The 24,046-nt window shown below is 71.5% G+C and carries 27 protein-coding genes; 14 read left to right on the top strand and 13 right to left on the bottom strand.

Annotated elements, in window-relative coordinates; genetic code table 11:
* Position 1: 1 nt before the first annotated feature.
* Positions 2–1,564 carry a DNA polymerase domain-containing protein gene (locus F1721_RS12390; protein WP_150066771.1) on the bottom strand — a complete coding sequence of 521 codons (1,563 nt, stop codon included), beginning with the start codon at positions 1,562–1,564 and terminating at the stop codon, positions 2–4.
* A 36-nt stretch (positions 1,565–1,600) separates the two neighbouring features.
* On the opposite strand from F1721_RS12390, the gene F1721_RS12385 reads away from it, so the two are divergent.
* Positions 1,601–2,782 carry an NAD(P)/FAD-dependent oxidoreductase gene (locus F1721_RS12385; protein WP_150066770.1) on the top strand — a complete coding sequence of 394 codons (1,182 nt, stop codon included), beginning with the start codon at positions 1,601–1,603 and terminating at the stop codon, positions 2,780–2,782.
* Positions 2,783–2,830: 48 nt separating this feature from the next.
* Here the strand turns inward: F1721_RS12385 and F1721_RS12380 are convergent, their stop codons facing one another.
* The 3 genes from F1721_RS12380 to F1721_RS35050 are packed head-to-tail and all read right to left on the bottom strand — an operon-like array spanning position 2,831 to position 3,852.
* Positions 2,831–3,004, bottom strand: coding sequence for a DUF397 domain-containing protein (locus F1721_RS12380; protein ID WP_150066769.1), 174 nt, complete (start codon positions 3,002–3,004; stop codon positions 2,831–2,833).
* Positions 3,005–3,007: 3 nt separating this feature from the next.
* Complete coding sequence (locus tag F1721_RS12375) at positions 3,008–3,661, bottom strand: DUF5753 domain-containing protein (RefSeq protein WP_246154731.1); 654 nt, start codon at positions 3,659–3,661, stop codon at positions 3,008–3,010.
* Entirely contained in the window at positions 3,583–3,852 is a 270-nt protein-coding gene (locus F1721_RS35050) for a helix-turn-helix transcriptional regulator (RefSeq protein WP_246154730.1), read from the bottom strand. Before F1721_RS35050 ends, F1721_RS12375 begins: the two co-directional genes overlap by 79 nt.
* Before the next feature lie 133 nt (positions 3,853–3,985).
* Here F1721_RS35050 and F1721_RS12370 point away from each other — a divergent pair, with 133 nt between their 5' ends.
* Positions 3,986–4,489, top strand: coding sequence for a hypothetical protein (locus F1721_RS12370; protein ID WP_150066768.1), 504 nt, complete (start codon positions 3,986–3,988; stop codon positions 4,487–4,489).
* A gap of 18 nt (positions 4,490–4,507) precedes the next feature.
* Here the strand turns inward: F1721_RS12370 and F1721_RS12365 are convergent, their stop codons facing one another.
* The gene (locus F1721_RS12365; protein ID WP_150066767.1) at positions 4,508–4,987 is read right to left on the bottom strand and encodes a YbaK/EbsC family protein; all 480 of its coding nucleotides are present in this window, start codon (positions 4,985–4,987) and stop codon (positions 4,508–4,510) included.
* 153 nt (positions 4,988–5,140) lie between these two features.
* Here F1721_RS12365 and F1721_RS12360 point away from each other — a divergent pair, with 153 nt between their 5' ends.
* The 5 genes from F1721_RS12360 (at position 5,141) to F1721_RS12345 (ending at position 9,331) form a co-directional block, all read left to right on the top strand.
* Positions 5,141–5,899, top strand: coding sequence for a lipoate--protein ligase family protein (locus tag F1721_RS12360; RefSeq protein WP_150066766.1), 759 nt, complete (start codon positions 5,141–5,143; stop codon positions 5,897–5,899).
* 63 nt (positions 5,900–5,962) lie between these two features.
* Complete coding sequence (locus F1721_RS35630; protein ID WP_350941185.1) at positions 5,963–6,031, top strand: putative leader peptide; 69 nt, start codon at positions 5,963–5,965, stop codon at positions 6,029–6,031.
* Between the two features lie 79 nt (positions 6,032–6,110).
* Positions 6,111–7,142 (top strand): LLM class flavin-dependent oxidoreductase, encoded by a 1,032-nt coding sequence (locus F1721_RS12355; RefSeq protein ID WP_150066765.1) that lies wholly within the window; start codon positions 6,111–6,113, stop codon positions 7,140–7,142.
* A 117-nt stretch (positions 7,143–7,259) separates the two neighbouring features.
* Entirely contained in the window at positions 7,260–8,381 is a 1,122-nt protein-coding gene (locus F1721_RS12350; RefSeq protein WP_150066764.1) for an MFS transporter, read from the top strand.
* Between the two features lie 176 nt (positions 8,382–8,557).
* The gene (locus F1721_RS12345; protein ID WP_150066763.1) at positions 8,558–9,331 is read left to right on the top strand and encodes an endonuclease I family protein; all 774 of its coding nucleotides are present in this window, start codon (positions 8,558–8,560) and stop codon (positions 9,329–9,331) included.
* 40 nt (positions 9,332–9,371) lie between these two features.
* Here the strand turns inward: F1721_RS12345 and F1721_RS12340 are convergent, their stop codons facing one another.
* On the bottom strand, positions 9,372–10,214 hold the full coding sequence (locus F1721_RS12340) for an alpha/beta fold hydrolase (RefSeq protein WP_150066762.1): 843 nt from the start codon (positions 10,212–10,214) through the stop codon (positions 9,372–9,374).
* 52 nt (positions 10,215–10,266) lie between these two features.
* Between F1721_RS12340 and F1721_RS12335 the strand changes: the two genes are divergently transcribed.
* Positions 10,267–10,722 (top strand): MarR family winged helix-turn-helix transcriptional regulator, encoded by a 456-nt coding sequence (locus F1721_RS12335; protein WP_211840441.1) that lies wholly within the window; start codon positions 10,267–10,269, stop codon positions 10,720–10,722.
* A gap of 9 nt (positions 10,723–10,731) precedes the next feature.
* On the opposite strand, the gene F1721_RS12330 is transcribed toward F1721_RS12335, so the two are convergent.
* The 4 genes from F1721_RS12330 to F1721_RS12315 form a co-directional block, all read right to left on the bottom strand.
* Positions 10,732–11,277: a PadR family transcriptional regulator gene (locus tag F1721_RS12330; RefSeq protein ID WP_150066760.1), complete on the bottom strand. Its 546-nt coding sequence runs from the start codon at positions 11,275–11,277 to the stop codon at positions 10,732–10,734.
* A gap of 64 nt (positions 11,278–11,341) precedes the next feature.
* A complete protein-coding gene (locus F1721_RS12325; RefSeq protein ID WP_150066759.1) occupies positions 11,342–12,328 on the bottom strand; it encodes an NAD(P)H-dependent flavin oxidoreductase in 987 nt (328 codons plus the stop codon).
* Positions 12,329–12,439: 111 nt separating this feature from the next.
* Positions 12,440–13,999 carry a long-chain-fatty-acid--CoA ligase gene (locus F1721_RS12320; RefSeq protein WP_246154728.1) on the bottom strand — a complete coding sequence of 520 codons (1,560 nt, stop codon included), beginning with the start codon at positions 13,997–13,999 and terminating at the stop codon, positions 12,440–12,442.
* A gap of 81 nt (positions 14,000–14,080) precedes the next feature.
* Entirely contained in the window at positions 14,081–14,707 is a 627-nt protein-coding gene (locus F1721_RS12315) for a TetR/AcrR family transcriptional regulator (protein ID WP_150066758.1), read from the bottom strand.
* A gap of 126 nt (positions 14,708–14,833) precedes the next feature.
* Here F1721_RS12315 and F1721_RS12310 point away from each other — a divergent pair, with 126 nt between their 5' ends.
* The 4 genes from F1721_RS12310 (at position 14,834) to F1721_RS35045 (ending at position 19,373) form a co-directional block, all read left to right on the top strand.
* Positions 14,834–16,069: an acyl-CoA dehydrogenase family protein gene (locus F1721_RS12310; protein ID WP_150066757.1), complete on the top strand. Its 1,236-nt coding sequence runs from the start codon at positions 14,834–14,836 to the stop codon at positions 16,067–16,069.
* A 37-nt stretch (positions 16,070–16,106) separates the two neighbouring features.
* Positions 16,107–17,186, top strand: coding sequence for an acyl-CoA dehydrogenase family protein (locus F1721_RS12305; RefSeq protein ID WP_150066756.1), 1,080 nt, complete (start codon positions 16,107–16,109; stop codon positions 17,184–17,186).
* Positions 17,187–17,283: 97 nt separating this feature from the next.
* Positions 17,284–18,486 (top strand): MFS transporter, encoded by a 1,203-nt coding sequence (locus F1721_RS12300; RefSeq protein WP_211840440.1) that lies wholly within the window; start codon positions 17,284–17,286, stop codon positions 18,484–18,486.
* A 245-nt stretch (positions 18,487–18,731) separates the two neighbouring features.
* Positions 18,732–19,373 (top strand): HNH endonuclease family protein, encoded by a 642-nt coding sequence (locus F1721_RS35045; protein WP_246154726.1) that lies wholly within the window; start codon positions 18,732–18,734, stop codon positions 19,371–19,373.
* A 3-nt stretch (positions 19,374–19,376) separates the two neighbouring features.
* Here the strand turns inward: F1721_RS35045 and F1721_RS12290 are convergent, their stop codons facing one another.
* Both F1721_RS12290 and F1721_RS12285 read right to left on the bottom strand, forming a co-directional pair.
* Entirely contained in the window at positions 19,377–20,318 is a 942-nt protein-coding gene (locus F1721_RS12290) for a cutinase family protein (protein ID WP_150066755.1), read from the bottom strand.
* Between the two features lie 25 nt (positions 20,319–20,343).
* Positions 20,344–20,973: a C39 family peptidase gene (locus F1721_RS12285; protein ID WP_150066754.1), complete on the bottom strand. Its 630-nt coding sequence runs from the start codon at positions 20,971–20,973 to the stop codon at positions 20,344–20,346.
* Positions 20,974–21,278: 305 nt separating this feature from the next.
* On the opposite strand from F1721_RS12285, the gene F1721_RS12280 reads away from it, so the two are divergent.
* Positions 21,279–22,244, top strand: a complete 966-nt coding sequence (locus F1721_RS12280; protein ID WP_150066753.1) for a helix-turn-helix transcriptional regulator — start codon at positions 21,279–21,281, stop codon at positions 22,242–22,244.
* Here F1721_RS12280 and F1721_RS12275 read toward each other — a convergent pair whose 3' ends face one another.
* Positions 22,245–23,135 (bottom strand): DMT family transporter, encoded by an 891-nt coding sequence (locus F1721_RS12275; RefSeq protein WP_150066752.1) that lies wholly within the window; start codon positions 23,133–23,135, stop codon positions 22,245–22,247. It abuts the gene before it with no gap.
* A gap of 157 nt (positions 23,136–23,292) precedes the next feature.
* Between F1721_RS12275 and F1721_RS12270 the strand changes: the two genes are divergently transcribed.
* Positions 23,293–23,913 (top strand): L-threonylcarbamoyladenylate synthase, encoded by a 621-nt coding sequence (locus F1721_RS12270; RefSeq protein WP_150066751.1) that lies wholly within the window; start codon positions 23,293–23,295, stop codon positions 23,911–23,913.
* The last annotated feature ends 133 nt before the right edge of the window (positions 23,914–24,046 follow it).

The raw sequence follows: 24,046 nt of genomic DNA, 5'->3' as shown, positions 1-24,046 counted from the left end.
GTCACACCGGCGGGAGCTGCTGCTGGACCTCGAGCAGCGGCGCGAACGGGTCGCCGACCCGGGCCACCCGGTCCAGCACGGTGCGGATGGTCCAGCGGTCCGGGGTCAGCTCCGGGTCGTCGAGCTCGTCCCACTCCAGCGGGACCGACACCGGGGCGCCCGGCCGCGGGCGGGCGCTGTAGGGCGCGACCAGGGTCTTGTTGATGACGTTCTGGGTGTAGTCCAGGCGGGCCAGCCCGCGGCGCTCGGACTTGGTCCACGCCCAGCTCACCAGGTCCGGGACCGCGTTGCCGACCGCGCGCGACACCTGCTCCACCCAGGCGCGGGTCTCGGCGTAGGTGTAGCGCGGTTCCACCGGCACCCAGATCTGGATGCCGCGCTGCCCGGTGACCTTCGGCCGCGCCACCACGCCGAGGTGCTCCATCGCGGTGCGGTGCAGCCGGGCCAGCACCAGCACCTCCTCGAAGGTGGTCCGGCTGCCCGGGTCGATGTCGAACAGCGCCCACGTCGGGTGCTGCACGTCGGCGGCGCGCGAGGTCCAGGCGTGCAGCTCCAGCGCCGCGTAGTTGGCCAGCCAGGCCAGCGCGGCGACGCTGTCCGGGATCAGGTACCACTGGGTGTCGCCGGGGTCGGCCCCGGGATAGCGCCAGCGCTGCAACCAGTCCGGGGCGTGGCCGGGCACCTCCTTGTGCCAGAAGCCGGGTTCGTCGACGCCGTTGGGGAAGCGGTGCGAGTTCAGCGGCCGACCGTCCAGGTAGGGCAGCATGACCGGCGCGATCAGCGCGTGGTAGCGGATCAGGTCGCGCTTGGTCACCGGCGCTTCGCCGTCGCGGCCCGGGAACAGGACTTTGTCCAGGTTGGTCAGCGCGAGGTCGCGGCCGTCCACCCGCCAGCGGCCCTTGGCGCCGAGCGCGTCCAGGGCGGCGATCTCGTCCTCGCTGGGCGCTTTCCAGTTCCGCAGGCGGATCTCGGCGCGGTCCGGCGGCAGATCGCTGCGCCACATTGCTTCCGGGGCGGCGGCGACCTCCTCGTTGGTGCGCCCGCTCTTCACCGAGCGAGGGTGGTCCTCGGGGTCCCAGCCGGGCTGGGCGTGCTCGTCCTTCTTGTGCAGCAGCAGCCACTGCGTCTCGCCGCGCCGCACCAGCACGAACCGGCCCACCAGCTTCTCCCCGCGCAGGTCGAAGTGCAGGGTTCCGGCCTCGATGGCGGCGGCCGGGTCGTCCTCGCCGGGCGTCCAGGTGCCGCGGTCCCAGACGATGACGTCCCCGCCGCCGTACTCCCCGGCCGGGATGGTGCCCTCGAAGTCGGCGTACTCCAGCGGGTGGTCCTCGACGTGCACGGCCATCCGGCGCACCGAGGGGTCCAGCGTCGGCCCCTTGGGCACCGCCCAGCTGACCAGCACCCCGTCCAGCTCCAGCCGCAGGTCGTAGTGGCGGCGCCGGGCCCGGTGGCGCTGCACGACGAACCGGTCGCCCGCCCCGGAGGGGGTCTCGGCACCGCGCGGCTCGGCGGTGCGGGTGAAGTCCCGCATCTCCCGGTACCGCGCCAGCCGTTCCTCGGCCACCACTCCCACCCCGGCTCGATCGGTGACGTGGGACACATGTTGTCACAACTCGGCGGGCTGCTCCGCTCACAGAGCAACGACGCACCGAACGGAGAGGACGGGACGATGGAGCACCAGATCGTGGTCGTCGGAGCGGGCTACACCGGGCTGGCCGCGGCCAAGCTGGCGGCGCGCTGGACCGGAGCGCGCGTGACGCTGATCAACGCCTCGGACCGGTTCGTGGAGCGGGTCCGCCTGCACCAGCTGGCGGCGGGCCAGCGCTTGCGCGACCTGCCGCTGGCCGACCTACTCGAAGGCACCGGCGTGGAGCTGGTCGTCGACCGGGTCACCGGCATCGACGCCGAGGCGCGAACCCTCCGACTGGCGGGCACGTCCCGCGAAGTGCGTTACGACCGCCTGATCTACGCCGTGGGCAGCGCGGCGGACACGACGTCGGTCCCCGGTGTCGCCGAGCACGCCTTCACCGTCGCCACCAACGACGACGCGCTGCGCCTGCACCGGAGGCTGGCCTCCGCCGAGGTGGTCACCGTGGTCGGCGGCGGGCTGACCGGCATCGAAGCCGCGGCAGAGCTGGCCGAGGCGAACCCGGCGCTGAAGATCCGGCTGATCACCGGCGGGGACCTCGGCCACGGTCTGTCCGAGCGGGGGAAGAACCACCTGCGGCGCACCTTCGCCCGCCTCGGCGTCGAGCTGCGCGAGAACGCGGCCGTCTCCGAAGTGCGCCCGGACGGTCTGCTGCTGGCCGACGGCTCGCACGTCGCGGCCGACACCGTGGTGTGGACGACCGGGTTCCGGGTGCCGGACCTGGCCGAGCGGGCGGGCTTCGCGGTCGACGGCAACGGTCGCGTGATCGTCGACGGCGAGTTCCGCTCGGTCTCCCACCCGGAGGTGACGGCCATCGGCGACGCGGCGGCGGGCCGCATGCGCACCGGCCAGGAACTGCGCATGGCCTGCGCGACGGGCCTGCCCTCGACCCAGCACGCGGTCCGCGCGATCGCCGACCGCCTGGCCGGGCGCGAACCCCGCCCGCTGCGCTTCCGCTACCTCAACCAGTGCATCAGCCTCGGCCGCAAGGACGCCCTGGTCCAGTTCGTCCGAGCCGACGACACCCCGAAGGAATCGGTCCTCACCGGCCGAAAAGCGGCCCTGTACAAGGAAGCGATCGTCCGCGGCACGATCCTCTTCGAACGCCACCCGACCATCCCGACGTCGCTGTGAGGTCGCCGTGGCCCCGAGAAGCAGATCGAACCTCGGGGCCACTCACCGTCACCGGTCGAACCGGCCTTCCCGGACGGCGCGGACGAGCGCCGGTACGTCCACCTGGAGGCGGGGGCCGTTCGGATCCTTGGAATCGCGGACCAGGCCGCGCGGCCGGGACAGCTCGACGCAGTTCCCGTTCGGGCCGGTGTAACTGGACTTCTGCCAGGTGTACCCGATCACTGTTCACCTCTCCCATGTCGCCTTCGCCTCGACGATGAACTCGACGGACGTCCGCTCGTCCATCGCCAAGCTCTCGATCTGCTGGATCGCGCTGCGGTACTCGTCGACGTCGTGCTCGGCCGGGATGAAGGCGCCGGAGCTGTAGTGCTCGAAGTGGACGACCGGGGTGATGTCGTCGAACTCGTACAGGACGAAGGGCCCCAGCAGCCCCGGATGCCAGCCCGTGCGAAGCGGCACCATCCGGACGGCGATGTTGTCCCGGCTCGCGAACTCGACGAGCTGGTCGAGCTGTTCGACCATCACTTCAGCCGTCCCGATGGGTTCGAACAGCGCTGCTTCGCCGATGAAGGCGTTGAAGCTGACCGGATCGGACCGCCGCGTGATGACTTCGCGCCTGCTCGCGCTCAACATCACCCGGAGTTCCGTGTCGGCTTCCGACAGACCACTGGCCTTCTTCATCGACCGGTTGTAGTCCAGGGTTTGGAGCAGGCCCGGCACCAGCATCGGTGCCCATTCGGCTATGGCGGTCGCGGCCCGTTCACACTCGACGGCTCCGGCGAGCTGCTGCGGAATGCCGTTCAAGCCGACCGTGAGCCAGTTCGGTTCGTGCACGTTGCGGGCAAGATCGAGGATTCGATCCCGTTCTGCCGCCGCCACGCGGTTGCGAGGATGGCCGCGACGGTCTCGATCTTCGGAACCCGTTTCCCGGTCTCCCAGTTCGAAATCTCAACATGGGTGTACTCGAGCATTCGCCCCAGCTCGCGAACCCCGATCCCGGCGGCGATCCGCGCTTCCCGCAGTGCGGCCGACAATGCCCGAGCGCGTGGCGTACCTGCTGTGGCAGCCATGAAACACATCCCATCGATAGCTGAAACGTCAGTTGATCACCCGATTCGAGGAGTGGTGGAGCCGTCGTGCTACCAGACACGCTAGCTCCTGTCCGAGGACTGGTAGCACTACCAACAACATAGGGGAGAACTGGTGACGTTCAAGGAAAAGAACCCAACAGCACCCGGCCGGGCAGAGGTCAGCGGGCAGATCCGGTACTTCCAGTACCGTGCTGGGGTTGTTCCCGAGTGGTCCAGGTTCGCGCACATCCGGCGTGGCGCAATCGGATCGCAGATCCAGTCGTGGTGTCGCCAGTCGTTCCGGGCGGACGAGGTCGAGGACTGCGCTGCACCGCAGATCGTGGCATCTACGCTGCCGGAAGCGGTTGCCGAGTGCACGGACTGCTTCGTTCAGCTTGCCTTCCGCGGCTCACCGGATGCGTGTGGCGCGGAGCCGGGGCTCGTTCCGGCTCGGATCGACACACCTGGGCAGATGGCTTCTGCGATGCACGTTCTGCAGCGGGAACTGGGCGATGAAGCAGTCCGGGTTCCGCGCGGTGAGGTCGACCCCGATCGGCTCGGGAAGTTGGCGGCGGAGGCGGAGCGGTTCAGCCGGGCGCTGAGACGGTTCGGTTGGCTGGCTGCCCGCGGCCGCTGACTCCGCTGCTCCCGTCGCTCAGGTGACGGGGAGTTCGGTGGCGTTGGTGATTCGGCGGAGTTCTGCTGCTGTGGTGGGGAAGACCGTTCGGGGCGTGCCTGCTGCCGCCCAGATCTGGGGGTAGTCGGACAGGGCTGCGTCGACGACGGTCGGCAGCGGGGTTGGGTGGCCGAGCGGGGCTACTCCGCCGATCACCTGGCCGGTGGCCGCGCGGACCTGGTCCGGGGTTGCTCGGTGGAGCTCGCCCCGGCCCCAGCGGTGGGCGAGGGCTTCGGGGTTCACTCGGTGGCTGCCGCTGGTGAGGACCAGGACCGGTTCGTCGTCGGAGATGAAGACCAGGCTGTTGGCGATCGCGCCGATGTCGCAGCCGAGCGCGGCGGCGGCCTCCGCCGCGGTGCGGGTCGAGTCCGCGAGCTCGCGGACCTCGCCTCGGACACCGGCCGCCGCCAGTGCGCGGGCGACCTCCTGGCTGCGGGTGGGGAGGTGGTCGATCGTCATCGCTGTCCTGTTCAACCGGCTATCGTTCTGTAAACGGAACGATAGGTCAGGGCGGCTCCGCCGGTCAACGCGGGGTGGTGAACCGCGCTGAATGCCCATAGTGGACATCCGGCGCGCGGGTCGGTCGAGCTCGCGACCGATTAGGATCGGCCCGTGGAGCTTTATCGCGGTGCGCTCGGAGCGGATGGGGACCAGGCCTCGGAGGTCGCGGTCGCGCACGCGATGCTGCGCCGGGTCAGCGCCGGTGAGGCCGGTGCCGGGATGCGGATCTACCGGCCCAGCGGGCGCGTCGTGGCCTTCGGCCGCCGGGACACCCTGCTGCCCGGGTTCCCGGACGCCGTCCGGGCCGTGCGCGAGGCCGGGTTCACCCCGGTGGTGCGCGCACCCGGTGGCCGGGCGGTGGCCTACACCGAGCGCTCGCTGGTGGTCGACCACGTCGGCCCGGACCCCGGCTACCTGTCCGGGATGGAGGAGCGGTTCACCGGCTACGCCGAGCTGTGGGCCGACGTGCTGCGCAAGCACGGCGTCGAAGCGCAGATCGGTGCCGTGCCGGGGGAGTACTGCCCCGGCGCGCACAGCGTGAACGCGCGGGGTCGCGTGAAGCTGGTCGGCACCGCGCAGCGGTTGGTGCGGAGCGCCTGGCTGTTCAGCGCGGTGGTGATCTTCGACGACACCGACGTGCTGCGCCCGCTGCTCACCGACGTCTACCGGCTGCTGGAGCTGCCCTTCGACGACGACTCCGTGGGATCGGTCGTGGACGAGTCCCCGGGCCTCGAACTGGGCGCGCTGGAGGCCGAGGTGATCACGGCCTACGACGACCGCTACGGCCTGGAACCCGCTGCACTGCCCGCCGACCTGCTCGCTCGCGCGCACGACCTGGCCGCTGACCACCGCGTCGGCACGGGGCGCTGAGGGCGTCCACGTCCTGGGAGGCGTTGACACCCCGCTTGCGGCGGTCCGAGGATCGGTGGCGTGATGATCGCGCTGATCCGGCGTCGGCACGTCGACCTGCGTCGCGTGGCGAGCCAGGCGTGTCCCCGCTGACCGCACCGCATCGCTGATCAGTCCTGAGTGGACATTTCCGACACGTGCGGCCGGTGGGCCGCCGAGGAGGTGCGCGGTCGTGCAGTTGGGCGTTCTGAGCCTGGGCAGCACGCAGCCGGATCCGGTCACCGGTGCGACGGTGCCGACCACCCGGCACTTCGACGACATCGTGCGCTTGGCCGAGCTGGCCGAGGACGCGGGCCTGGACTACTTCGGCTTCGGCGAGCACCACGCGGGCCGGACGGTGGCCAGCGCGCCGCCGGTGGTGCTGGCGGCCATCGCGGCCCGGACCAGCCGCATCCGGCTGATCACCACCGTGACCCTGCTGAGCACGCTCGACCCGCTGCGGGTGGCCGAGGACTACGCCACCCTGGACCACCTGTCGCACGGCCGGTTGGAGCTGATCGTCGGCAAGGGCAATTCCCCCGACCCCTACACCATGTTCGGCTACGACCGCGCGCAGCAGTGGGAGCTGCAGGCCGAGCACTACGAGGTGCTGCGCCGGTTGTGGCGGGAGGAGGACGTCACCTTCCGCGGCCGGTTCCGCTCCCTGGACGGCGTCACCAGCCTGCCGCGTCCGCTGCAGACGCCGCCGCGGGTGTGGCACGGCGTGGCCACCAGCCTCGCCTCGCCGGAGCTCGCGGCGCGGCACGGCGATCCGATCTTCGTGGCCAACGCCATCCAGCCCATGGAGAACTACGGCAGGCTGATCGACCACTACCGGCGGCAGTGGGAGCTCCACGGTCGCGACCCGGCGCTGGCCCGGGTCGGTTCGGGCGGGGCGCTGTTCGCGGCCAAGACGTCCCAGCAGGCGCGCGAGGTGTTGCGGCCCTACTACGAGGCGCTGTGGACCGACCGCGACCCCACGCGCGACCGCGGCGGCGTCGGCGACGAACCGGTGGGGGCGACGCTGGAGCGCAACATCACCGACGGCGGGCTGTTCGCCGGGAGCCCCCAGGAGATCGTCGACAAGGTCGGCACCTACCGCGAGCGCTACGGCCACGACCTGATGATCTTCGGCCCGCAGATCGGCGGCATGCCCTTCCCGCTGGTCGCCGAATCGCTGGAACTCTTCGCCGCGGAGGTGGCCCCGCAGCTGGCGCGGCTGTGACGTGCGGCGGGGGTCGCTCGACTTCGCCGGCGCGGTGTGATCCACTGCCGGTGGGTAGTTCGCTCGGCGAAAGGTTTGGGGTATGCGCGGACGGGTCGCTGGCGGGGTTCCCGCGCGGTGAACTCCCGGATCCCGCTGTACGTGGGCGGTCTGCTGGGGCCGTTCGGCGGTGGCGTGGTGTCGGCGATGCTGCCGGAGCTGGGGCGGAGCTTCGCCGTCTCGCAGGCGACCGCGGCGACCTCGCTGACGGCCTACCTGCTGCCGTTCGCGTTCGTCATGCTGGTGTCCGGGAGCCTCGGCGAGCGCTGGGGGATGGCGCGCAGCATCCGGGTCGCCTACGTGGCCTACGTGCTGGCCGCGCTGCTCGCGGCGGTGGCGCCGTGGTTCTGGCTGTTCCAGGTCAGCCGCGGGTTGCAGGGCGTCGCGAACGCCTTCACGACACCGCTGCTGCTGGCCAAGCTCGCCGCCGTGACGCCGAAGGACCGGCTCGGCCGGGCGCTGGGCACCTACGGCGCGATGCAGGCGATCGGCCAGACCACGGCGCCGCTGGTCGGCGGGGTGGCCGCGGAAGGGGCCTGGCAGTGGGCCTTCGTCGGGCTGGCCGCGGTGGCGGCGGTGCTCGCGGTCGGCCCGCTGCCCGCTGACGAGCCCGGCGACCAGCAGCGACGCCCGGCCGCGTTGCGCGAGGCCTGGCGCTCGCCGGTGCTGCTGGTGGGCGGGGTGGCGTTCGTCGCCTGGGCGGCGCTGGCCGGTCTGCCGTTCCTGGTCTCCTTCCGGCTCGACGACGCCTTCGCGCTGAGCCCCGGCGCCCGGGGCCTGGTGCTGACCGGTTTCGGCATCGCCGGGGCGGTCACGGCCCGGCTGACCGGTGGGGCGGTGGACCGGTTCGGGCCGCGCGCGGTGGTGGTCGCGGGACTGCTGGTCGCGGCGGTCGCGGTCGGGTCGATCGGGCTGGCCGACTGGCTGCCGGTGGTGGCGCTGGCCTGGGCCGTCGGCGGGATCTGCGCGCAGCTGGTGCTGGTCGGCATCAACGCGACGGTGCTCGTCGGCGGGTCCTCCGGCGGCGGGGTCATCTCGGTGGTCTCCGCGCTGCGCTTCCTGGGGATGTCGGCTTCCCCCGCAGCGTTCACCGGGCTCTACCGGTACGACCCGGCGCTGGGCTTCCTGCTCCCGGCGCTGCTGCTGGCGCTGACTATTCCCGTTGTTTCCGTTTGGTGGCCGCGCCGGAACCGCGGGTGACCGCCCGGTTCCCGGACGTTTTCCCAGTTTGCGAGGTGTTCGCCGGGTTCGGTGCCATCCGGCGTTCGCGAACTTGATCACTGTCCGACATCGGGCTCCCCCAATTGGTTCACCCAATGGTGATCGTCGGTGTGGCACGCTTCCCCCGGTTGCCCACGGGGAGAGGACCAACACCGATGAAGACCACCCGATTGAAGTCGTTATCCCTGTTATTCGGCATCGCCCTGGTGGCGATCCCGGTACCGTCCGCGGCCGCGTCCACCGCCGACGACTACTACCAGGACGCGATCGGCAAGACCGGCCCGGAGCTCGAGGCCGCGCTGCACCAGATCATCAGCAGCGGCACCACCACGTTGAGCTACGACGAGGTGTGGGACGCGCTCAAGGTCACCGACGAGGACCCGAACAACACCAACAACGTGGTCCTGCTCTACACCGGCCGGTCGCAGAGCAAGGACTCCAACGGCGGCGACGCCGACGACTGGAACCGCGAGCACGTCTGGGCCAAGTCGCACGGCGACTTCGGCACCGCGCCCGGTCCCGGCACCGACGTCCACCACCTGCGCCCGACCGACGTCTCGGTCAACTCCGAGCGCGGCAGCAAGGACTTCGACATGGGCGGCGACGAGGTCGCCGAGGCGCCCGGCAACTTCACCGACGGCGACTCGTGGGAGCCGCGCGACGAGGTCAAGGGCGACGTCGCCCGGATGATCTTCTACATGTCGGTCCGCTACGAGGGTGACGACGGCTTCGCCGACCTGGAGGTCAACGACGAGGTCGGCAACGGCAGCGCCCCGCACATCGGCCGGGTCTCGGTGCTCAAGCAGTGGCACGAGCAGGACCCGCCGGACGCCGCGGAGCAGCGCCGCAACCAGGTCATCTTCGACCAGTTCCAGCACAACCGGAACCCGTTCATCGACCACCCGGAGTGGGTCGCCGAGATCTGGTGAACCGCAGAGCGAGGGGCGCCCGCGGGCGCCCCTCGCGCACTCAGCTCAGGAAGTCGGCCAGCACGGCGTTGAGGCGTTCGGCGTCGTGCCAGGGAATCGCGTGGTGGCTGGTGCACGGCAGCACTTCGGTGCGGACGGCCGGAATCGCGCGACGCGCCTCCGCGATGAGCCGATCGGCGTCGTGCACCTTCGACCTCGCCGCGCCCACGACGAGCGTGGGCGCCGACAGCCGGGTGGGATCGGGTCCGGGGCCGCTGATCACCCTCTCCCGCCGGAACGTCGCCGCGCGGGCCAGCAGCTCCAGCTGCGCGGGGTCGAACGCCGCGCCGCCGGTCTCCCACCGCAGGAAGTCGCGCGTCCGACGGGGACTCGGGCGCAGCAGCGTTGGCAGGGCGCGCAGCAGGTACCGGGGGTTCCACTTGGTGAAGCAGCCCGTCGGGTCCAGCAGGGCGAGGCGGCGCACGCGCGGTGAGCGCACGGCGTGGTGCAGCGCGATCCAGGCGCCGTAGGAATGCCCGCACAGGTCCGCCGATTCCAGGCCGAGCTGGTCGAAGAGGTCGTCCAGCCAGGACATCAGGTCGTCGACGTTGCGCACCGCCGTCCCGCGCGCCGCGCTGCGCCCGGCCTCCCCGAGCAGGTCGACGGCGTGGATGCGGTGGGTTTCGCCGAGCGCTTCGACGTTGGCCGCCCAGATCGCCGAGGTCGCGCCGCCGCCGGGCAGCAGGACCAGCGGCCGTCCGCCGGGGTTGCCGCAGAGGTGGACGCGGGTGGTGCCGCGGGCGGAGTCGAGATCGCGGGCTTCGACCGGGATCGGCCAGTGCGCGAACGCGGTGTCGTAGGCGGTGAAGAAGTCCGCGGCGTCCGCCAGGTCCCGGAACCCCATGTTCACCTCACTCGTCGAGCATCTCGATGATCGAGAGATTAACATGGTCGACGTGGAGGACGAACTGGAACTGGTCCACCTGCTGCGCGCGGTCACCGTCGAACTGGACCTGCTGGCCGCGGAGTTCGCCGGTGCCAACGACCTGCACCCCACCGACCTGCGCGCGCTGATCGCCCTGCTGGACGCGCACCGGGCCGGGGAGACCGCGACGCCGGGGAAGCTGGGGGAGCAGCTCGGGCTGAACTCCGCCGCGGTCACCGCGCTGGTCGACCGGCTCGAACAGCGCGGCCACGTCCGGCGGGAGAAGGACCCGGCGGACCGGCGGCGGGTGCGGCTGGTCGTGGCGGAGCAGGCCGTCAAACTCGGCTGGTCGTTCTTCGGCCCGCTCATCGACCGGGCCGTCGGCAGGATGCGCGGCTACCGAGCGAGCGACCGCGACGCGATCCGCCGCTTCCTGCGCGACATGAACGGCCTGGTCGCGGAACAGCGCCAGGCGCAGCGGGATTGAGCGGCCGGGTCAGGCGCTGCTGTCGTCCTCGAGCGCGCCGATGACCTCGTCGCACCAGTCGACCATCGACTGCTCGGTGCGGATCCCGCCGCGCAGCACCAGGAACTGGTGCAGGGACTGGCCGGACAGCCGGGTCGGGTCCGGGAAGTCGCGCTGCTCGATCGCCCGGTAGATCGCCAGGCGCTCGGCGTGCAGGCGGCGGTGGCGGCCGACCTCGGCGAGGACCTGGGCCACCTCGCCGTAGGAGGCGCCGCGGATCTTCACCGACAGCTCGTTGCGCACGGTCGGCGGGTCGGCGGGTTCGGCGAGCCAGCGGGCCAGTTCGGCGGCACCGGCCTCGCTGACCCGGTAGACCTTCTTGTCCGGCCGCTTCTCCTGCGCGACCGCGTCGCCGGTCACCCAGCCGAGCTCCACCATCCGCTTCAGGCTGCGGTAGATCTGCTGGTGGCTGGCTCCCCAGAAGAACCCGATCGACTTGTCGAACCGCCTGGCCAGCTCGTACCCGGAACCCGCGCGCTCCTGCAGCGACACCAGGATCGCGTACTCCAACGACACCGAAGGCTCCTCAGCTCGGGTGGGCACTGCCGGTGCCGACGATAGTCCGCAGTGGACGCCCGGATCACGCGGTCCGGGTGAGCAGGCCCCCGAGGCGGCCCCGGATGAGCTCGGTGGCCTCGCCGACGATGCGCTGCACCAGCTCGTCGACGGCGGGGATGTCGTCGATGAGGCCCTGCACCATGCCGACGCTCCAGATGCCCAGCTCGGTGTCGCCCTGCTCGTAGACCTGCCGCCCGCGCGCACCGGCGACCAGCTCGCGCACGTCCTCGAAGGCGGCGCCGTCGTCCAACCGGGCCACCACCTCCCGGCTGACTGAGTTGCTGGCCACCCGCGCGGTGTTGCGCAGCGGCCGGAAGATCAGCTCGGTGTCCAGCTCGCTGGCCGCGGCGATGCGCTTCTTGACCTCGTCGTGGATCGGCGACTCGGCGGTGCACATGAACCGGGTGCCCATGTTGATGCCGTCGGCGCCCAGCGCGAGCGCGGCGACCAGGCCGCGCGCGTCGGCGAACCCGCCGGAGGCGATGATCGGGATGCTCAGCTCGTCGGCGGCCCGCGGGATGAGCACCAACCCGGGCACGTCGTCCTCGCCCGGGTGCCCGGCGCACTCGAAGCCGTCGATGCTGACCGCGTCCACCCCGAGCTTCTGCGCCTTGAGCGCGTGCCGAACGCTGGTGCACTTGTGCAGCACCTTCACCCCGGCCGGTTTGAAGGCGGCGACCTGCTCGGCCGGGTTGGACCCGGCGGTCTCCACGATCTTGACGCCGGACTCGATGATGGCCTGCCGGTACTCGGCGTAGGGCGGCGGCGCGATGGTCGGCAGGATCGTGACGTTGACGCCGAACGGCTTGTCGGTCAGCTCGCGGCAGCGCGCGATCTCCTTGACCAGGTCCTCCGGGGTGGGCTGGGTGAGCGCGGTGATCATGCCGAGCGCTCCGGCCTCGGCGACGGCGGCGGCGAGCTCGGCCCGCCCGACCCACTGCATCCCGCCTTGCACGATGGGGTGCTCGACCCCGAACTCCTCGGTGAACCTGGTCCGGAACTCGCCCATGACTCGCCTCCCGCGCTGACCTCTCGGGGAACCGTACTATGCACGCAGTTGCAATGCAACGAGTTGCATACCTGGTTCGCGCGGGTCGCGGTCTCCTGCGATGGCGGCGCGTTATTCCTGGACGGCGAGCCGTCCCGCTGCGTGGTCGGCGCGCAGCTGGGTCTTGAGCACCTTGCCGCTGGGGTTGCGCGGGAGCTCGTCGACCACGGCGATCCGGCGCGGCCGCTTGTACCCGGCCAGCCGGTCGCGGCACCACTCCGCGACGTCGCCGGGGGAGGGCGGGTCGGCGGGGTCGCGCGGTCCGATCACCGCCAGCGGGGTCTCGCCCCAGCGCTCGTCCGGCACGCCGATCAGGGCGACCTCGGCGACCTTGGGGTGCGCCGCCAGCGCGTCCTCGACCTCGGCGCAGTAGATGTTCTCCCCGCCGGAGATGATCATGTCCTTCTTGCGGTCCACCACGTAGAGGTAGCCGTCCTCGTCCTGGCGCACCAGGTCGCCGGAGTGGAACCAGCCGCCGCGGAACGCCTCGGCGGTCTCGGCGGGTTTGCCCCAGTACTCCCGCATCACCGTCGGGCCCCGGTAGACGATCTCGCCGACCTCGCCCGGCGGCACGTCGTTCATGTCGTCGTCGACGATCCGCACCTCGACGTTGAGCATCGGCGTGCCCACCGAGCCGATCTTGCGCAGCGCGTCCTCGGCGCGCAGGACGGTGGTCACCGGGCTGCACTCGGTCTGCCCGAACGCGGTGGTGATGTCGGCGTCCGGGAACTTCTCGAACATGGCCCGCAGCAGCGTGGTGGACGCGGGCGCGGCGCCCCAGGTGATCCGGCGCAGCGCGGAGAGGTCGTGCGCGCCGAGGTCGGGCAGGTCGCAGATCGCCTGCCACTGCGCGGGGACCAGGAAGCACGCGGTGATCCGCTCCCGCGCCAGCAGCTCGACGGTCTCCGCCGGGTCGAACCGCCCCGAGGGGGCGACCACGATCCGGCCGCCCTGCAGCAGGTAGGGCAGCATCCCGGACACCCCGGCGATGTGGAACAGCGGCACCCCGACCAGCCACACCTGGTCGTCGCCGCTGATGCCGTGGTGCACCGCCGAGCTGAACGTGTGCATCAGCAGGTTGTGGTGGCTGAGCACCGCGCCCTTGGGGCGGCCGGTGGTGCCGGAGGTGTACATGATGAACGCCGGGGACTGCTCGTCCACCGCGATCTCGGCGTGGACGGGCGAGGCCGCGGCCAGCGCCGCCTCGTAGTCGCCGGATTCCCCGACGACCAGCCGGACGTCCACATCGGACCCCGCCGCCTTGTCCAGCACGTCGGTGAACAGCTCGTCGACGATCACGGCGCGGGTGCCGCTGTCGGCGAGGACGTAGGCCACCTCGTCGGCGACCAGCCGGAAGTTGATCGGCACGCAGATCGCGCCCAACCGGGCTGCGGCGAGGTAGGACTCGATGACCTCCAGGCCGTTGCGGCCGAGCACCGCGATGCGATCGCCTTGCGCCACACCGCGTTCGGCGAGCGCGTTGGCCAGCCGGGAGACGCGCTCGTCGAGCTCGCGGTAGCTGCGGCTGGTGCCCGCGAAGCGCAGCGCGATCTCGTCGGGGATCTTGCGGGAGTGGCGGGCGAGCTGGTCGCTGATGGTCATGCCTCGGCCGGACTGCGCAGGTGCTGGCATCGCTACCTCGTCGGTGAGAGCGGCGTGACGTGCCTCATACTGCGTCGGCCGACGCTGGCGGTCAACCTCGACCGCTGCGGGTCAGCTCTCGAAGAGCAGCCGCCGGGTGATGGACTTCCACACCGCGAGGTGCGCCGAGCGGCTGGGGGAGCGGTCCTCGAACGCGTAGGCCAGGGCGGCGCCGCGCATGCTGGTGAACAGCATTTCGCGCAGCTGCGGGTAGACGGGGTGGTTGCACACCTGCGGGCCCCAGATCCGGTCGGAGACCGATCGGATGGACCGGCGCAGCCGCCGTTCCTCCGGGCGCAGCGCGGCGCTGAGCGCCGGGTTGGTCCGGGCGGCGGTCCACAGCTCCATCGCGGCCCAGAAGTGCGGTTCGTGGAAGGTCTCCCACAGCAGGTCGATGCAGCGGTCGACCCGGCGGGGCCCCTCGGGCATGCCCGCGAGCTGCTCGGCGACCCGCAGCTCGGTCTGCGCCAGCCGGTCTCGGGCGAGGTGCTGCGCGGCGGCGACCAGCAGCTCGTCCCGGGACGGGAAGTGGTGCAGCAGGCGTCCCCTCGAAACACCCGCCTTGGCCTGGATGGCCAGCGTGGAAGCGCCCGCGTAACCGTGCTCGACCAGGCAGTCGACGGCGGCCTGCAGGATCAGCGTGCGGCTGTCGGCGGCCCGCTCCTGCCGGGTGCGCGGGTCGTTGCGGCTGCGTTCCACGGCTGCAGAGTACCGGGACCGAGGATGTCCACAGTGGAATTCCCGGAAAATGCGGGTGTTCGGAGCGCATCCGATCGGTTACAGTCAGCGCTGACTGATCGGTTTCCGCCGACCGGAGGCGATCGCATGAGCACTTCTGATCCCGAAGGCAGCCACGACGGCCAATCGCGGGGAGCGTTCCGCGCTCGGGTGCGGGAGTTCTTGGCCCGCAACGCGCCCGGGCCGCTCGGTGATCTGGAGCCCGCTGAGCAGCTGCGAGTCGCCAAGCGGTTTCAGGCCGCGGCCTACGATGCGGGGTTGATCGGCATCACCTGGCCCGCCGAGTACGGCGGTCGCGGGCTCACCGCCGCCGAGCAGCAGGTCTACGACGAGGAAGCCGGGCACTACGACCTGCCCAGCTCGCCGTTCATGGTCGGCATGGGCATGTGCGGACCGACGCTGCTCGACCTGGGCAGCCACGAGCAGAAGACCCGCTACGTCCCGCCGCTGCTGCGCGGCGACGAGATCTGGTGCCAGCTCTTCTCCGAGCCCGGCGCCGGGTCGGACGTGGCCAGCCTGCAGACCCGCGCGGTGCGCGACGGTGATTCCTGGGTGGTCAACGGGCAGAAGGTGTGGACCTCCGGGGCGCAGTTCGCGGACTTCGGCGCGCTGCTGGCCCGGACCGACCCGGACGTGCCCAAGCACCGCGGCATCACCATGTTCGTGGTGGACATGCACAGCCCGGGGGTGACCGTCCGCCCGCTGCGGGACATGACCGGACGCGCGCCGTTCAACGAGGTCTACTTCGACGACGTGCGCATCCCGGCCGATGCGGTGATCGGCGAGGTCGGCGGCGGGTGGCTGGCCGCGGTCACCATGCTCGGCCACGAGCGGGTCTCCATCGGCGGCTCGGTCCGGCGCGGCAGCGACCCGCTGTCCTGCGACAACCTCGTCGACCTGGCCCGCAGGCGCAACCGCTCCGACGACCCGGTGGTGCGCGACCGGCTCGCCGGGATCTACGCGCGGGAACGGGCTTTGGCGCTGTTCAACACCAAGCTGCGGCAGGAGGCGGAAGCCGGTTCGCCGCCCGGTGCACGCGGATCGATCGCCAAGCTCGCCGGTGCCGAACTGCTGTGGCAGGCCGTGGACACCGCCGGGCTGATCGCCGGACCGGCGCTGACCTCCTGGGAGGACGGCGACACCGCGGCCGAGGAGATGGCCGTCGCCATCAACGCCACCCCGGCGTCGAGCATCGCGGGCGGCTCCAACCAGGTGCAGCGCAACATCATCGGGGAGCGCATCCTCGGTCTGCCCAAGGAGCCCCAGGTGGACCGCGACGTGCCGTTCCGCGAGCTGAAGGTGGGCACCCAGCGGACCCCGTGAGCGCGCGACCGCAGGACGAGTCACCGAGGAGTGTGCGATGCAGCTGGTGCTGGACCAGGAGCAGCGGGAACTGCGGTCCGCGGTGCGGAAGTTCCTCGCCGAGCACGCGCCGCCGCGGCGGGTGCGCGAACTGGCCGACGGCGACGGGCACGATCCCGAGCTGTGGCGGAGGTTGTCGGCCGAGCTGGGGCTGACCGGTCTGGTGGTCCCCGAGGAGTTCGGCGGTTCCGGGGCCGGTCACGCGGAGCGCGCGGTGGTGCTGGAGGAGCTGGGCCGGGCGCTGGCACCGGTGCCGTTCCTGGCCTCCGCGGTGCTGGCCACCGACGTGCTGCTCGAACTCGACGATGCGCGGGCCCGCGCGGAACTGCTGCCCGCGATGGCTTCCGGCGAGCTGGTCGCGGCCGTGGCGTGGGACCAGGAGTCGGTGCCGACCGCGGCGCAGCGCGACGGTTCGTGGGTGCTGGACGGGCGCGCGCCGCGCGTGGTTTCCGGCGACATCGCCGACGTCGTGCTGGTGCAGGCCAAGACCGGGCAGGGCACGGCGTGGTTCCGGGTGCGCGGCGAGCACGTCGCGAAAACCCCGCTGCGCGCGCTGGATCCGACCCGCCGCCTCTCGAACCTGGACTTCGCGGCGGCCCCGGCCGAGCTCCTGGCCTCGCCCGACCCGGATGCGGTGCGCGCCCGAGTGCGCGACCTCGCCGCCGTCGCGCTGTCCGCAGAGCAGCTGGGCGGCATGACGCGGGTGCTGGAGATGACCGCCGAATACGCCAAGGTCCGGGTGCAGTTCGGCCGCGCCATCGGTTCCTACCAGGGGGTCAAGCACCGCCTGGCGGACATGTGCAGCGCGGTGGAGCAGGCCGAGGCCGCGGTGCGCTACGCGGCCTGGACGGCCGACGCCGATCCCGGCGAGCTCCCGCTCGCAGCGGCTCTGGTGCAGGTCCTCGTCTCACCAGCCAACTTCCAGGCTGCGGCCGACACCGTGCAGCTGCACGGCGGCATCGGCTACACCTGGGAGCACGACGCGCACCTGTACTACAAGCGCGCCAAGACCTCCGAACTCCTGCTGGGCACCCCCGACCAGCACCGCGCCCGACTGGCCGACCTGCTCCAGATCTGATCTGCCGGTGACGGATCTCTCGCCTGGCGAGCGGGTTCGGTCTGGCAAGCTGAGCTGGCCCGGGTGTGCTCGGCGAGGAGTGGTGCGGAAGTTGCGGGTGGATGAACGGCCTTTCGAGCTGCGGACCGTCGCGCTCGCGGCGTTCGGACCGACCCTGCTGTTCGCCACCGGCGAGGGCGCCATCATCCCGATGATCCCGCTCATCGCCGCCGACCAGGGTGCGAACCTCGGCGTGCTCGGGCTGATCGCCGCGATGCTCATGGTCGGCGAGCTGATCGGCGACGTGCCCAGCGGGGTGCTGGTGCACCGGCTCGGCGAGCGCACCGCGATGATCGGCGCCGCGGTCGTCTCGGTGCTGGGGCTGCTCGGCTGCTACTTCTCGACCAGCCCGTGGATGCTCGGCGCGAGTGTGTTCGTCGTCGGCCTGGCCACGGCGGTCTTCGCGCTGGCCAGGCACGCGTTCATCACCACCACCGTGCCGCTGCGCTACCGGGCCAGGGCGTTGAGCGTGCTCGGCGGGCTGTTCCGCGCGGGCTACTTCGTCGGCCCCTTCCTCTCCGCGCTCGTGCTGCTGGTGACCCCGGACAAGCGCGCGGTTTTCCTGCTGCACATCGCCTTCGCCGCGGCCACTGTCGTCCTGCTGCTGTGCACCAAGGACCTCGGCACAGCGGAGTCGGAGGACGTCGAGCGCGGGCACCAGGGACTGGTCAGCACCCTGGTCCGGCATCGGGGAGTGCTGCTGCGGATGGGCACCTGCGCGGCGCTCATCGGCGGACTGCGGGCGTCGCGGATGGTGGTGCTGCCGCTGGTCGCGGTGGCGGCCGGGCTCCCGCCGTCGACGACGGCGCTGATCATCGGCATCGCAGGCGGGATCGACTTCGCGCTGTCCTACACCTCGGGCCAGATCATGGACCGGTTCGGGCGGATCTGGGCAGCGGTGCCGTCCATGGTCGGCCTGGCCGTCGGCCACCTCCTGCTGTTCGCGGTCGCCGACGTGCCCACCTTCGCCGCCGTGGCGGCGCTGCTCGCACTGGCCAACGGCACCAGCAGCGGCATCCTGATGACCCTCGGCGCCGACCTCGCCCCGCAGCCGGGCCCGGCCCCGTTCCTCGGAGCCTGGCGCTTCACCGCCGACTTCGGACAAGCGGTCGGCCCGCTCACCGTCTCCGGCCTGACCGCCCTGCTCGGCGTCGGCCTCGCAGGAGCGGGCATGGGAGCCCTCGGCCTCCTCGGCGCCGGACTCCTGCTGCGCTACGTGCCCCGCTACGCCCCCAACCGAGCGGCCGCGACGACCCGCTGAACCGCCCGTGTGCCGCGCCACATTCCCCGCGTGGCGGAGTGAACCCCCACCACCCCGAATGATCGAATGGCGGAGACGTCACCAAACCGGGAGAAGACATGACCACCCCTGGGCCACGGTTCCGACTGCTGCTCACCCGCACCTCAGGGGACCGTGACGCAACTTAGCCACGAGAAACCCCGAAAACGCGACCTCACCCCCAAAGCGCAACCACCACTGAGAATTCCGGAGAGGCGGAACTGCCTGTGAAGAAGTCGGCGTGGATGTCGGTCGTGGCGGCGGCGCTGCTCGGCCTGATGTGGGTGGTGTTCGAGTCCGGCCTGCTGGACGACGCCCGCGGCAGCCAGCCCACGGGCGCGGCCGCTGACCAGCTCGAACAGCTGCGGGTGGCCCCGTCGGGTTCGATGGACGGGTACTCGCGGGAGCGCTTCAAGCACTGGACGTCCCAGCCGCAGGCCGGGAAGAACTGCAACACCCGGGAAGCGGTGCTCGCCCGCGACGGCGTGAACGTCAAGACCAACAACTCCTGCGAGTCGGTGTCGGGCACCTGGACCTCGGAGTACACCGGCCAGCAGCTCACCGACGCCTCCGCGATCGACATCGACCACATGGTCCCGCTGGCCAACGCCTGGCGCAGCGGCGCGAACACCTGGGACGACGCGCGCCGCGAGAAGTTCGCCAACGACATGGACCTGCCGCAGCTGGTCGCGGTCGACGCCAGCTCCAACCGCAGCAAGGGCGACCAGGACCCGTCGCAGTGGAAGCCGGAGAAGACCGCGTGGTGCGACTACGCGACCAAGTGGGTCGAGGTCAAGAAGGGCTACGACCTGACCGTCACCCAGGAGGAGAAGCAGGCGCTGAAGGAGATGCTGGCCACCTGCTCCTGAGCGTCACGCCGCGTCGAAGGCCTTGAACCAGGGCGATTCGGCGGCCAGCCGCGCCAGCACGTCCGAGCCGACGTACCGGTCGAGCTGCTCGCGGGCTTCGACCGCGGCCCGCCTGGCCGCCGCGTCCTGGCCCAGCTCCTGCTGGATCTGCCACGGCGTCCCGATAGCGATGGGCAGCGGTGGTCCGTGCGGGACGCGCGGCGGCTGCGGGTGCAGCGTGACGCCGGAACCGAGGTCGCGGGCCGGGTTCAGGTCGTAGCCGTGGTCGCCGCTGGCGTAGCCGACCAGGCCGTTGGCGAACGCCGCCAGGTTGGTGATCATGTTGGTGGAGTTGCAGATCCCGTCGTTGACGTTGCAGACCTCGTGCACCGCCAGGCCTTCCCAGTCGTGCCCGCCGCGCATCGTCACGCCGGGCAGGACGCTGGGCACGTTGGTCTCGATGCCCCCGGCCACGCCGCCCACCCCGCCGTCGCCGAACGCGCGCCGCGGATTCCCGTAGAGCACGCCGTTGACCTGCTCGCGCGGGATGGAACCGTCCTGCGCGAGCACCTGCAGCACCTCCCCGGCGACCAGCGCTCCCTCCGAGTAGCCGGCCAGCACCAGGCGGGATCCGGCGCAACCGGCGTGGAAGTCGCGCACCGCGCGCTCCAACCGGGCCGCGCCCTGAGCGACCGACTCGTCCAGGGCGAGGCGGTCGACCCCGGGGAAGACGCCCGCGTGGTAGGGCACCTGCACGATCTGCCAGCCGTCCGGCGGTGCGGCGTTGAACGCCGAGTTGTTCCAGTTCGTCAGCGTTTCCCCGTGCCCGTAACCGTCGAGCTGGAAGACCGCGGTGTCCGGGCACTGCTCGGCCGCCGAGGTGGTCGCGCTCGGGACGGCGGCGCCGAGCGCGAGGGCGGCTGCCGCGATGCCCAGCGTGCGAAGCGAATTCCTGCGGATGCGCATCGGATCGTCCTGTTCGTCCGGCGGATCAGGCGCTGTAGCCCTTGGGCGGGATGAGCGAGGCCAGCTGGTCGAAGGTCAGCCAGTAGATCTGGTTGCCGCCGAACGACGCCGGGTCGGCGATCAGCACGGTGCGGTCGACGTCGTTGTAGCCGATCACCGTGAAGTAGTGGTAGATCGTCTGGTCCGGCGGGTAGCCGGGCGGCTGGTTGCCGGGCGGCGCGACGATGTTGGCGACGACCGGGTAGCCGTTGTCGATGTCCAGCACGATGTCGTTCCACAGCAGGTCCTTCTGCTCCTGCGTCGGCGGATCGGCGGGCATCTCCTTGGTCTCGTACCAGCCCACGTGACCGCTCAGCACCCGGGTGACCTGCCCGATCCAGTCGGTGCCGCCGGTGTGCGTGCCCAGCTCAGCGGCCAGGTCGGCCTGGCTGCGGTAGATCCCGCGCGCGGACAGCGCGATCCGCGTCGCCGCGGGTCCGCACCAGTAGCCGGTCTCCTGCACCTGGTAGTCCACGTCGAGCACGTGCTCGCCGGACGGGCGGACGACCGGGGCCGGGGGCGCCGCGGGCGATAACGCCGCTGCTGGCGCGGTGGCCGCGCCGGTGGCCATCAGCGTGAGGGCGGCCGCCGACGCCGCGAGTTTCGACGAGAACATCCTGCCTCCTGGACGACGAGCCCCCCGGCTCGTGCGCGCGGCTCCGCTGGAAGTCGTTGCGACGCGGGGTGTTACCGACGGGTCGGTGAATCGGCAACCCGTTGCGCGCACTTGATGTTGGGATTCGACGCGAATCCTGCCAAGATCGAACCGCCCGGCGCCAGGCCTGCGCGCTGGCTCACCTGGGCCATCGCACATCTGCGCCAGTTCGGGACGTTTCCGGCGGTGCCGATCTCGTTGACCCCGTTCGACCAGGCGTTCTAGGCTGCCCGGCGAAGGTCGTCCCGCTCCGCCGGAAGGTCCACGTGCTCGACGTCCTCGCTGCCGACAGCGACCAGGGGCGCGTGTACCGCGCGCTCACCACGCGGGGGCAGCTGCCCCGGGAACTGCTGGTGCGCGACACCGGGCTGCCCGCCGAGGTGGTGACCCGGGCGCTGGCGGAGCTGTCCGAACTGGACCTGGTCGTGGAAGTCGGCAAGGGAACCGACCTCTGGGAGGCCGCGCCGCCGGAGCGGGCGGTGTCGGCGGCGCTGCGCGCGGAGGAGACCAGGCGGCGCGAGCTGTGGCGGGCCGGTGCGGAGCTGGACCGGCTCTACCACCAGGCGCAGCACGGCGCCGGGTTCTCCCGGCACGTCGAGCCGGTGGAGCACCCGGCCCGGCTGATCATGCTCACCACCCGGCTGCAGGAGCGGGCCGCGGAGCAGGTCCGCTGGCTGGACCGCCCGCCCTACAGCAGCACGCCGCACCACTTCCGGGCGCAGGAGGAGGTCCAGGCCCGCCGGATGTCCGCCGGGGTGCGCTACCGGACGGTCTACAGCCAGGACGTCTACGACGACCCGGGCCTGTTCGCGGCGATGACCAGGATGGCCGAGCTCGGCGAGCACGTCCGCCTGCTCTCGGAGCTGCCGGTGAAGCTGACCATCGGCGACGACGAGATGGCCCTGCTGGTCCCCGAGCCCGACCGGACCGGGCTGGAAGGCGCGCTGGTCGTGCACGCCTCGGGGCTGCTCAACGCGCTGTGCGGGCTGTTCGAGACGTTGTGGACGCTGGCGCTGCCGGTGTCGGTGGAGCGCGAGCAGGACCAGCTCTCCGACCGCGACCGCGCCATCATCACGCTGATGGCGGCGGGCGCGACCGACGAGGCGATCGCCCGCCGCCTGGACCTGTCCCGCCGGACGGTGGTGCGCCGCATCGCGGCCCTGCTCGACCAGCTCGGCGCCACCACCCGCTTCCAGGCCGGGGTCCAAGCCGCCAAGCGCGGCCTGCTCTGATCACGACTCCCGGCGACCGGCCACGGCCACGACGCTGCCGAGGACGAGCGCGCAGCCGAGGAGCTGCAGCGGTGTCGGGCGTTCACCGAGCACCGCCGCGCCGAGGGCGAGAGCGCCGACCGGGGTCAGCAGGAGCAGGATCGCGCCGACCTGGCTGGACAGGTGCGGCAGGGACGCGGCCACCAGCAACCACCCCAGAACTTGCCCGCACACCGCGACGAGCAGCAGCCAACCGATCGCCGCCCAACCGGGGAAGAGGTCGATGCCGTGCCACAGCGCCCCCAGCGGCAGGGACACCAGTGCGGCGGTGGTCATCATCGCCAGGTAGGACCGCGCGGTCGGGCCGCGGCGTCCCGACCTGCGCAGCAGGAACAGGAATCCCGAGTAGCACAGCGCGGCCAACGAGGCGTGCACCGTCCCCAGGACCGGATCCGCACCGGTGCCGCCGCCGTCCAGCACACCCGAGGTCAGGGCGACGCCGAGCAGCACGACGGGAACGGCGAGGAGGTAGCGGCGGGTCACCGGTTCGCGGTCCACCAACCACGCCAGCGCGGGAACGAGCACCACCTGCAGGTTGACGATGACCGCGCTCAACCCCGCCCCGACCTCGGCGATGGCCTGCGTCCACAGCAGCATGTCCGCGCTGAACAGCACCCCGGCGGCCAGCGAGAGCCCGTGCTGCGGTGCTTCGCTTCGCGGCTCCCGGAGCGCCAGCAGGGCGAGGAAGGGCAGCGCGAGGGCGCACCGGTACACCGAGGCCGTGCCCGGCGACGTGCCGGACAAGCTGACCCACACGCCCGATGTCGCGATGAACAGCGCGCCGACAGCGGTGCCCGCCCCGGGGCGTGATGCGCTCGGCGAGGTGGGCGAACGGCCAGCGGTGCGGAGCAATCGGGTCACCCTCGACGAGGTCGCGGCGATCTCGTCCGCCGCGGGTCGGTACCCGGACGGTAGGCCCCTCTCCGGTGCGGGCGCCAACCATTTTGCGGTCGATCGGCCCGGTGCCGTCCGGCGGCTGGATCCGGCGAAGAGGATCTAAGCTCTGGTCATGGCGAAGTACTTCGACGTGCATCCGGACAACCCGCAGCGGCGCGCGATCGGGCAGGTGGTGGACATCCTGCGGGAGGACGGGTTGATCGCCTACCCGACCGACTCCTGCTTCGCCCTCGGCGCGCAGCTGGGGAACAAGGAGGGCATGGAGCGGATCCGCTCCATCCGGCACCTCGACGACCGGCACCACTTCACCCTGGTGTGCCAGAACTTCGCCCAGCTCGGCCAGTTCGTGATCATCAACAACGCGGTCTTCCGCGCGATCAAGGCCTCGACGCCGGGCAGCTACACCTTCATCCTGCCGGCCACCAAGGAGGTGCCGCGCCGGTTGCTGCACCCCAAGAAGAAGACGGTGGGCGTGCGCATCCCGGACCACGTGGTGGTGCAGTCGCTGCTGGCCGAGCTCGGCGAGCCGATGCTGTCCAGCACCCTGCTGCTGCCCGGCGAGGAGGAGCCGATGACCCAGGGCTGGCAGATCAAGGACGAGCTGGACCACGTGCTGGACGCGGTGATCGACTCCGGCGACTGCGGCACCGAGCCGACCACGGTGGTGGACTTCTCCGGACCCGAACCCGAGGTGGTCCGGTACGGCGCGGGCGATGCGTCCCGCTTCGAATGAGCCGGGTGCGGCCATCTGGGGGACGTGCGTTTCGCCGACAGCTGAAGGCGAGCTCGGTATCGTCCGGACGGGTGGTGCTCGCAGCGGTCGATCTTCCCGGACCTTCCGGGAAAACCCGAGGTCGGGGCGGGCG

The organism is Saccharopolyspora hirsuta, from assembly GCF_008630535.1.
In the GTDB taxonomy this organism is placed as follows: Bacteria; Actinomycetota; Actinomycetes; order Mycobacteriales; family Pseudonocardiaceae; genus Saccharopolyspora; species Saccharopolyspora hirsuta.
Note: the sequence above shows the minus strand (reverse complement) of the source record. Positions and strands in the feature narration are given on the sequence as shown.

Excerpts from the sequence above, each read along its gene's own strand:
- F1721_RS35050 (WP_246154730.1), bottom strand. The coding sequence starts at position 3,852 with ATGGCTGCCACAGCAGGTACGCCACGCGCTCGGGCATTGTCGGCCGCA.
- F1721_RS12290 (WP_150066755.1), bottom strand. The coding sequence starts at position 20,318 with ATGCGCATCCGCAGGAATTCGCTTCGCACGCTGGGCATCGCGGCAGCC.
- F1721_RS12320 (WP_246154728.1), bottom strand. The coding sequence starts at position 13,999 with ATGCCAGCACCTGCGCAGTCCGGCCGAGGCATGACCATCAGCGACCAG.
- F1721_RS12270 (WP_150066751.1), top strand. The coding sequence starts at position 23,293 with ATGGCGAAGTACTTCGACGTGCATCCGGACAACCCGCAGCGGCGCGCG.
- F1721_RS12385 (WP_150066770.1), top strand. The coding sequence starts at position 1,601 with ATGTTGTCACAACTCGGCGGGCTGCTCCGCTCACAGAGCAACGACGCA.
- F1721_RS12345 (WP_150066763.1), top strand. The coding sequence starts at position 8,558 with ATGAAGACCACCCGATTGAAGTCGTTATCCCTGTTATTCGGCATCGCC.
- F1721_RS12325 (WP_150066759.1), bottom strand. The coding sequence starts at position 12,328 with ATGGGCGAGTTCCGGACCAGGTTCACCGAGGAGTTCGGGGTCGAGCAC.
- F1721_RS12365 (WP_150066767.1), bottom strand. The coding sequence starts at position 4,987 with ATGACGATCGACCACCTCCCCACCCGCAGCCAGGAGGTCGCCCGCGCA.
- F1721_RS12305 (WP_150066756.1), top strand. The coding sequence starts at position 16,107 with ATGCAGCTGGTGCTGGACCAGGAGCAGCGGGAACTGCGGTCCGCGGTG.
- F1721_RS12310 (WP_150066757.1), top strand. The coding sequence starts at position 14,834 with ATGAGCACTTCTGATCCCGAAGGCAGCCACGACGGCCAATCGCGGGGA.
- F1721_RS12285 (WP_150066754.1), bottom strand. The coding sequence starts at position 20,973 with ATGTTCTCGTCGAAACTCGCGGCGTCGGCGGCCGCCCTCACGCTGATG.
- F1721_RS12340 (WP_150066762.1), bottom strand. The coding sequence starts at position 10,214 with ATGGGGTTCCGGGACCTGGCGGACGCCGCGGACTTCTTCACCGCCTAC.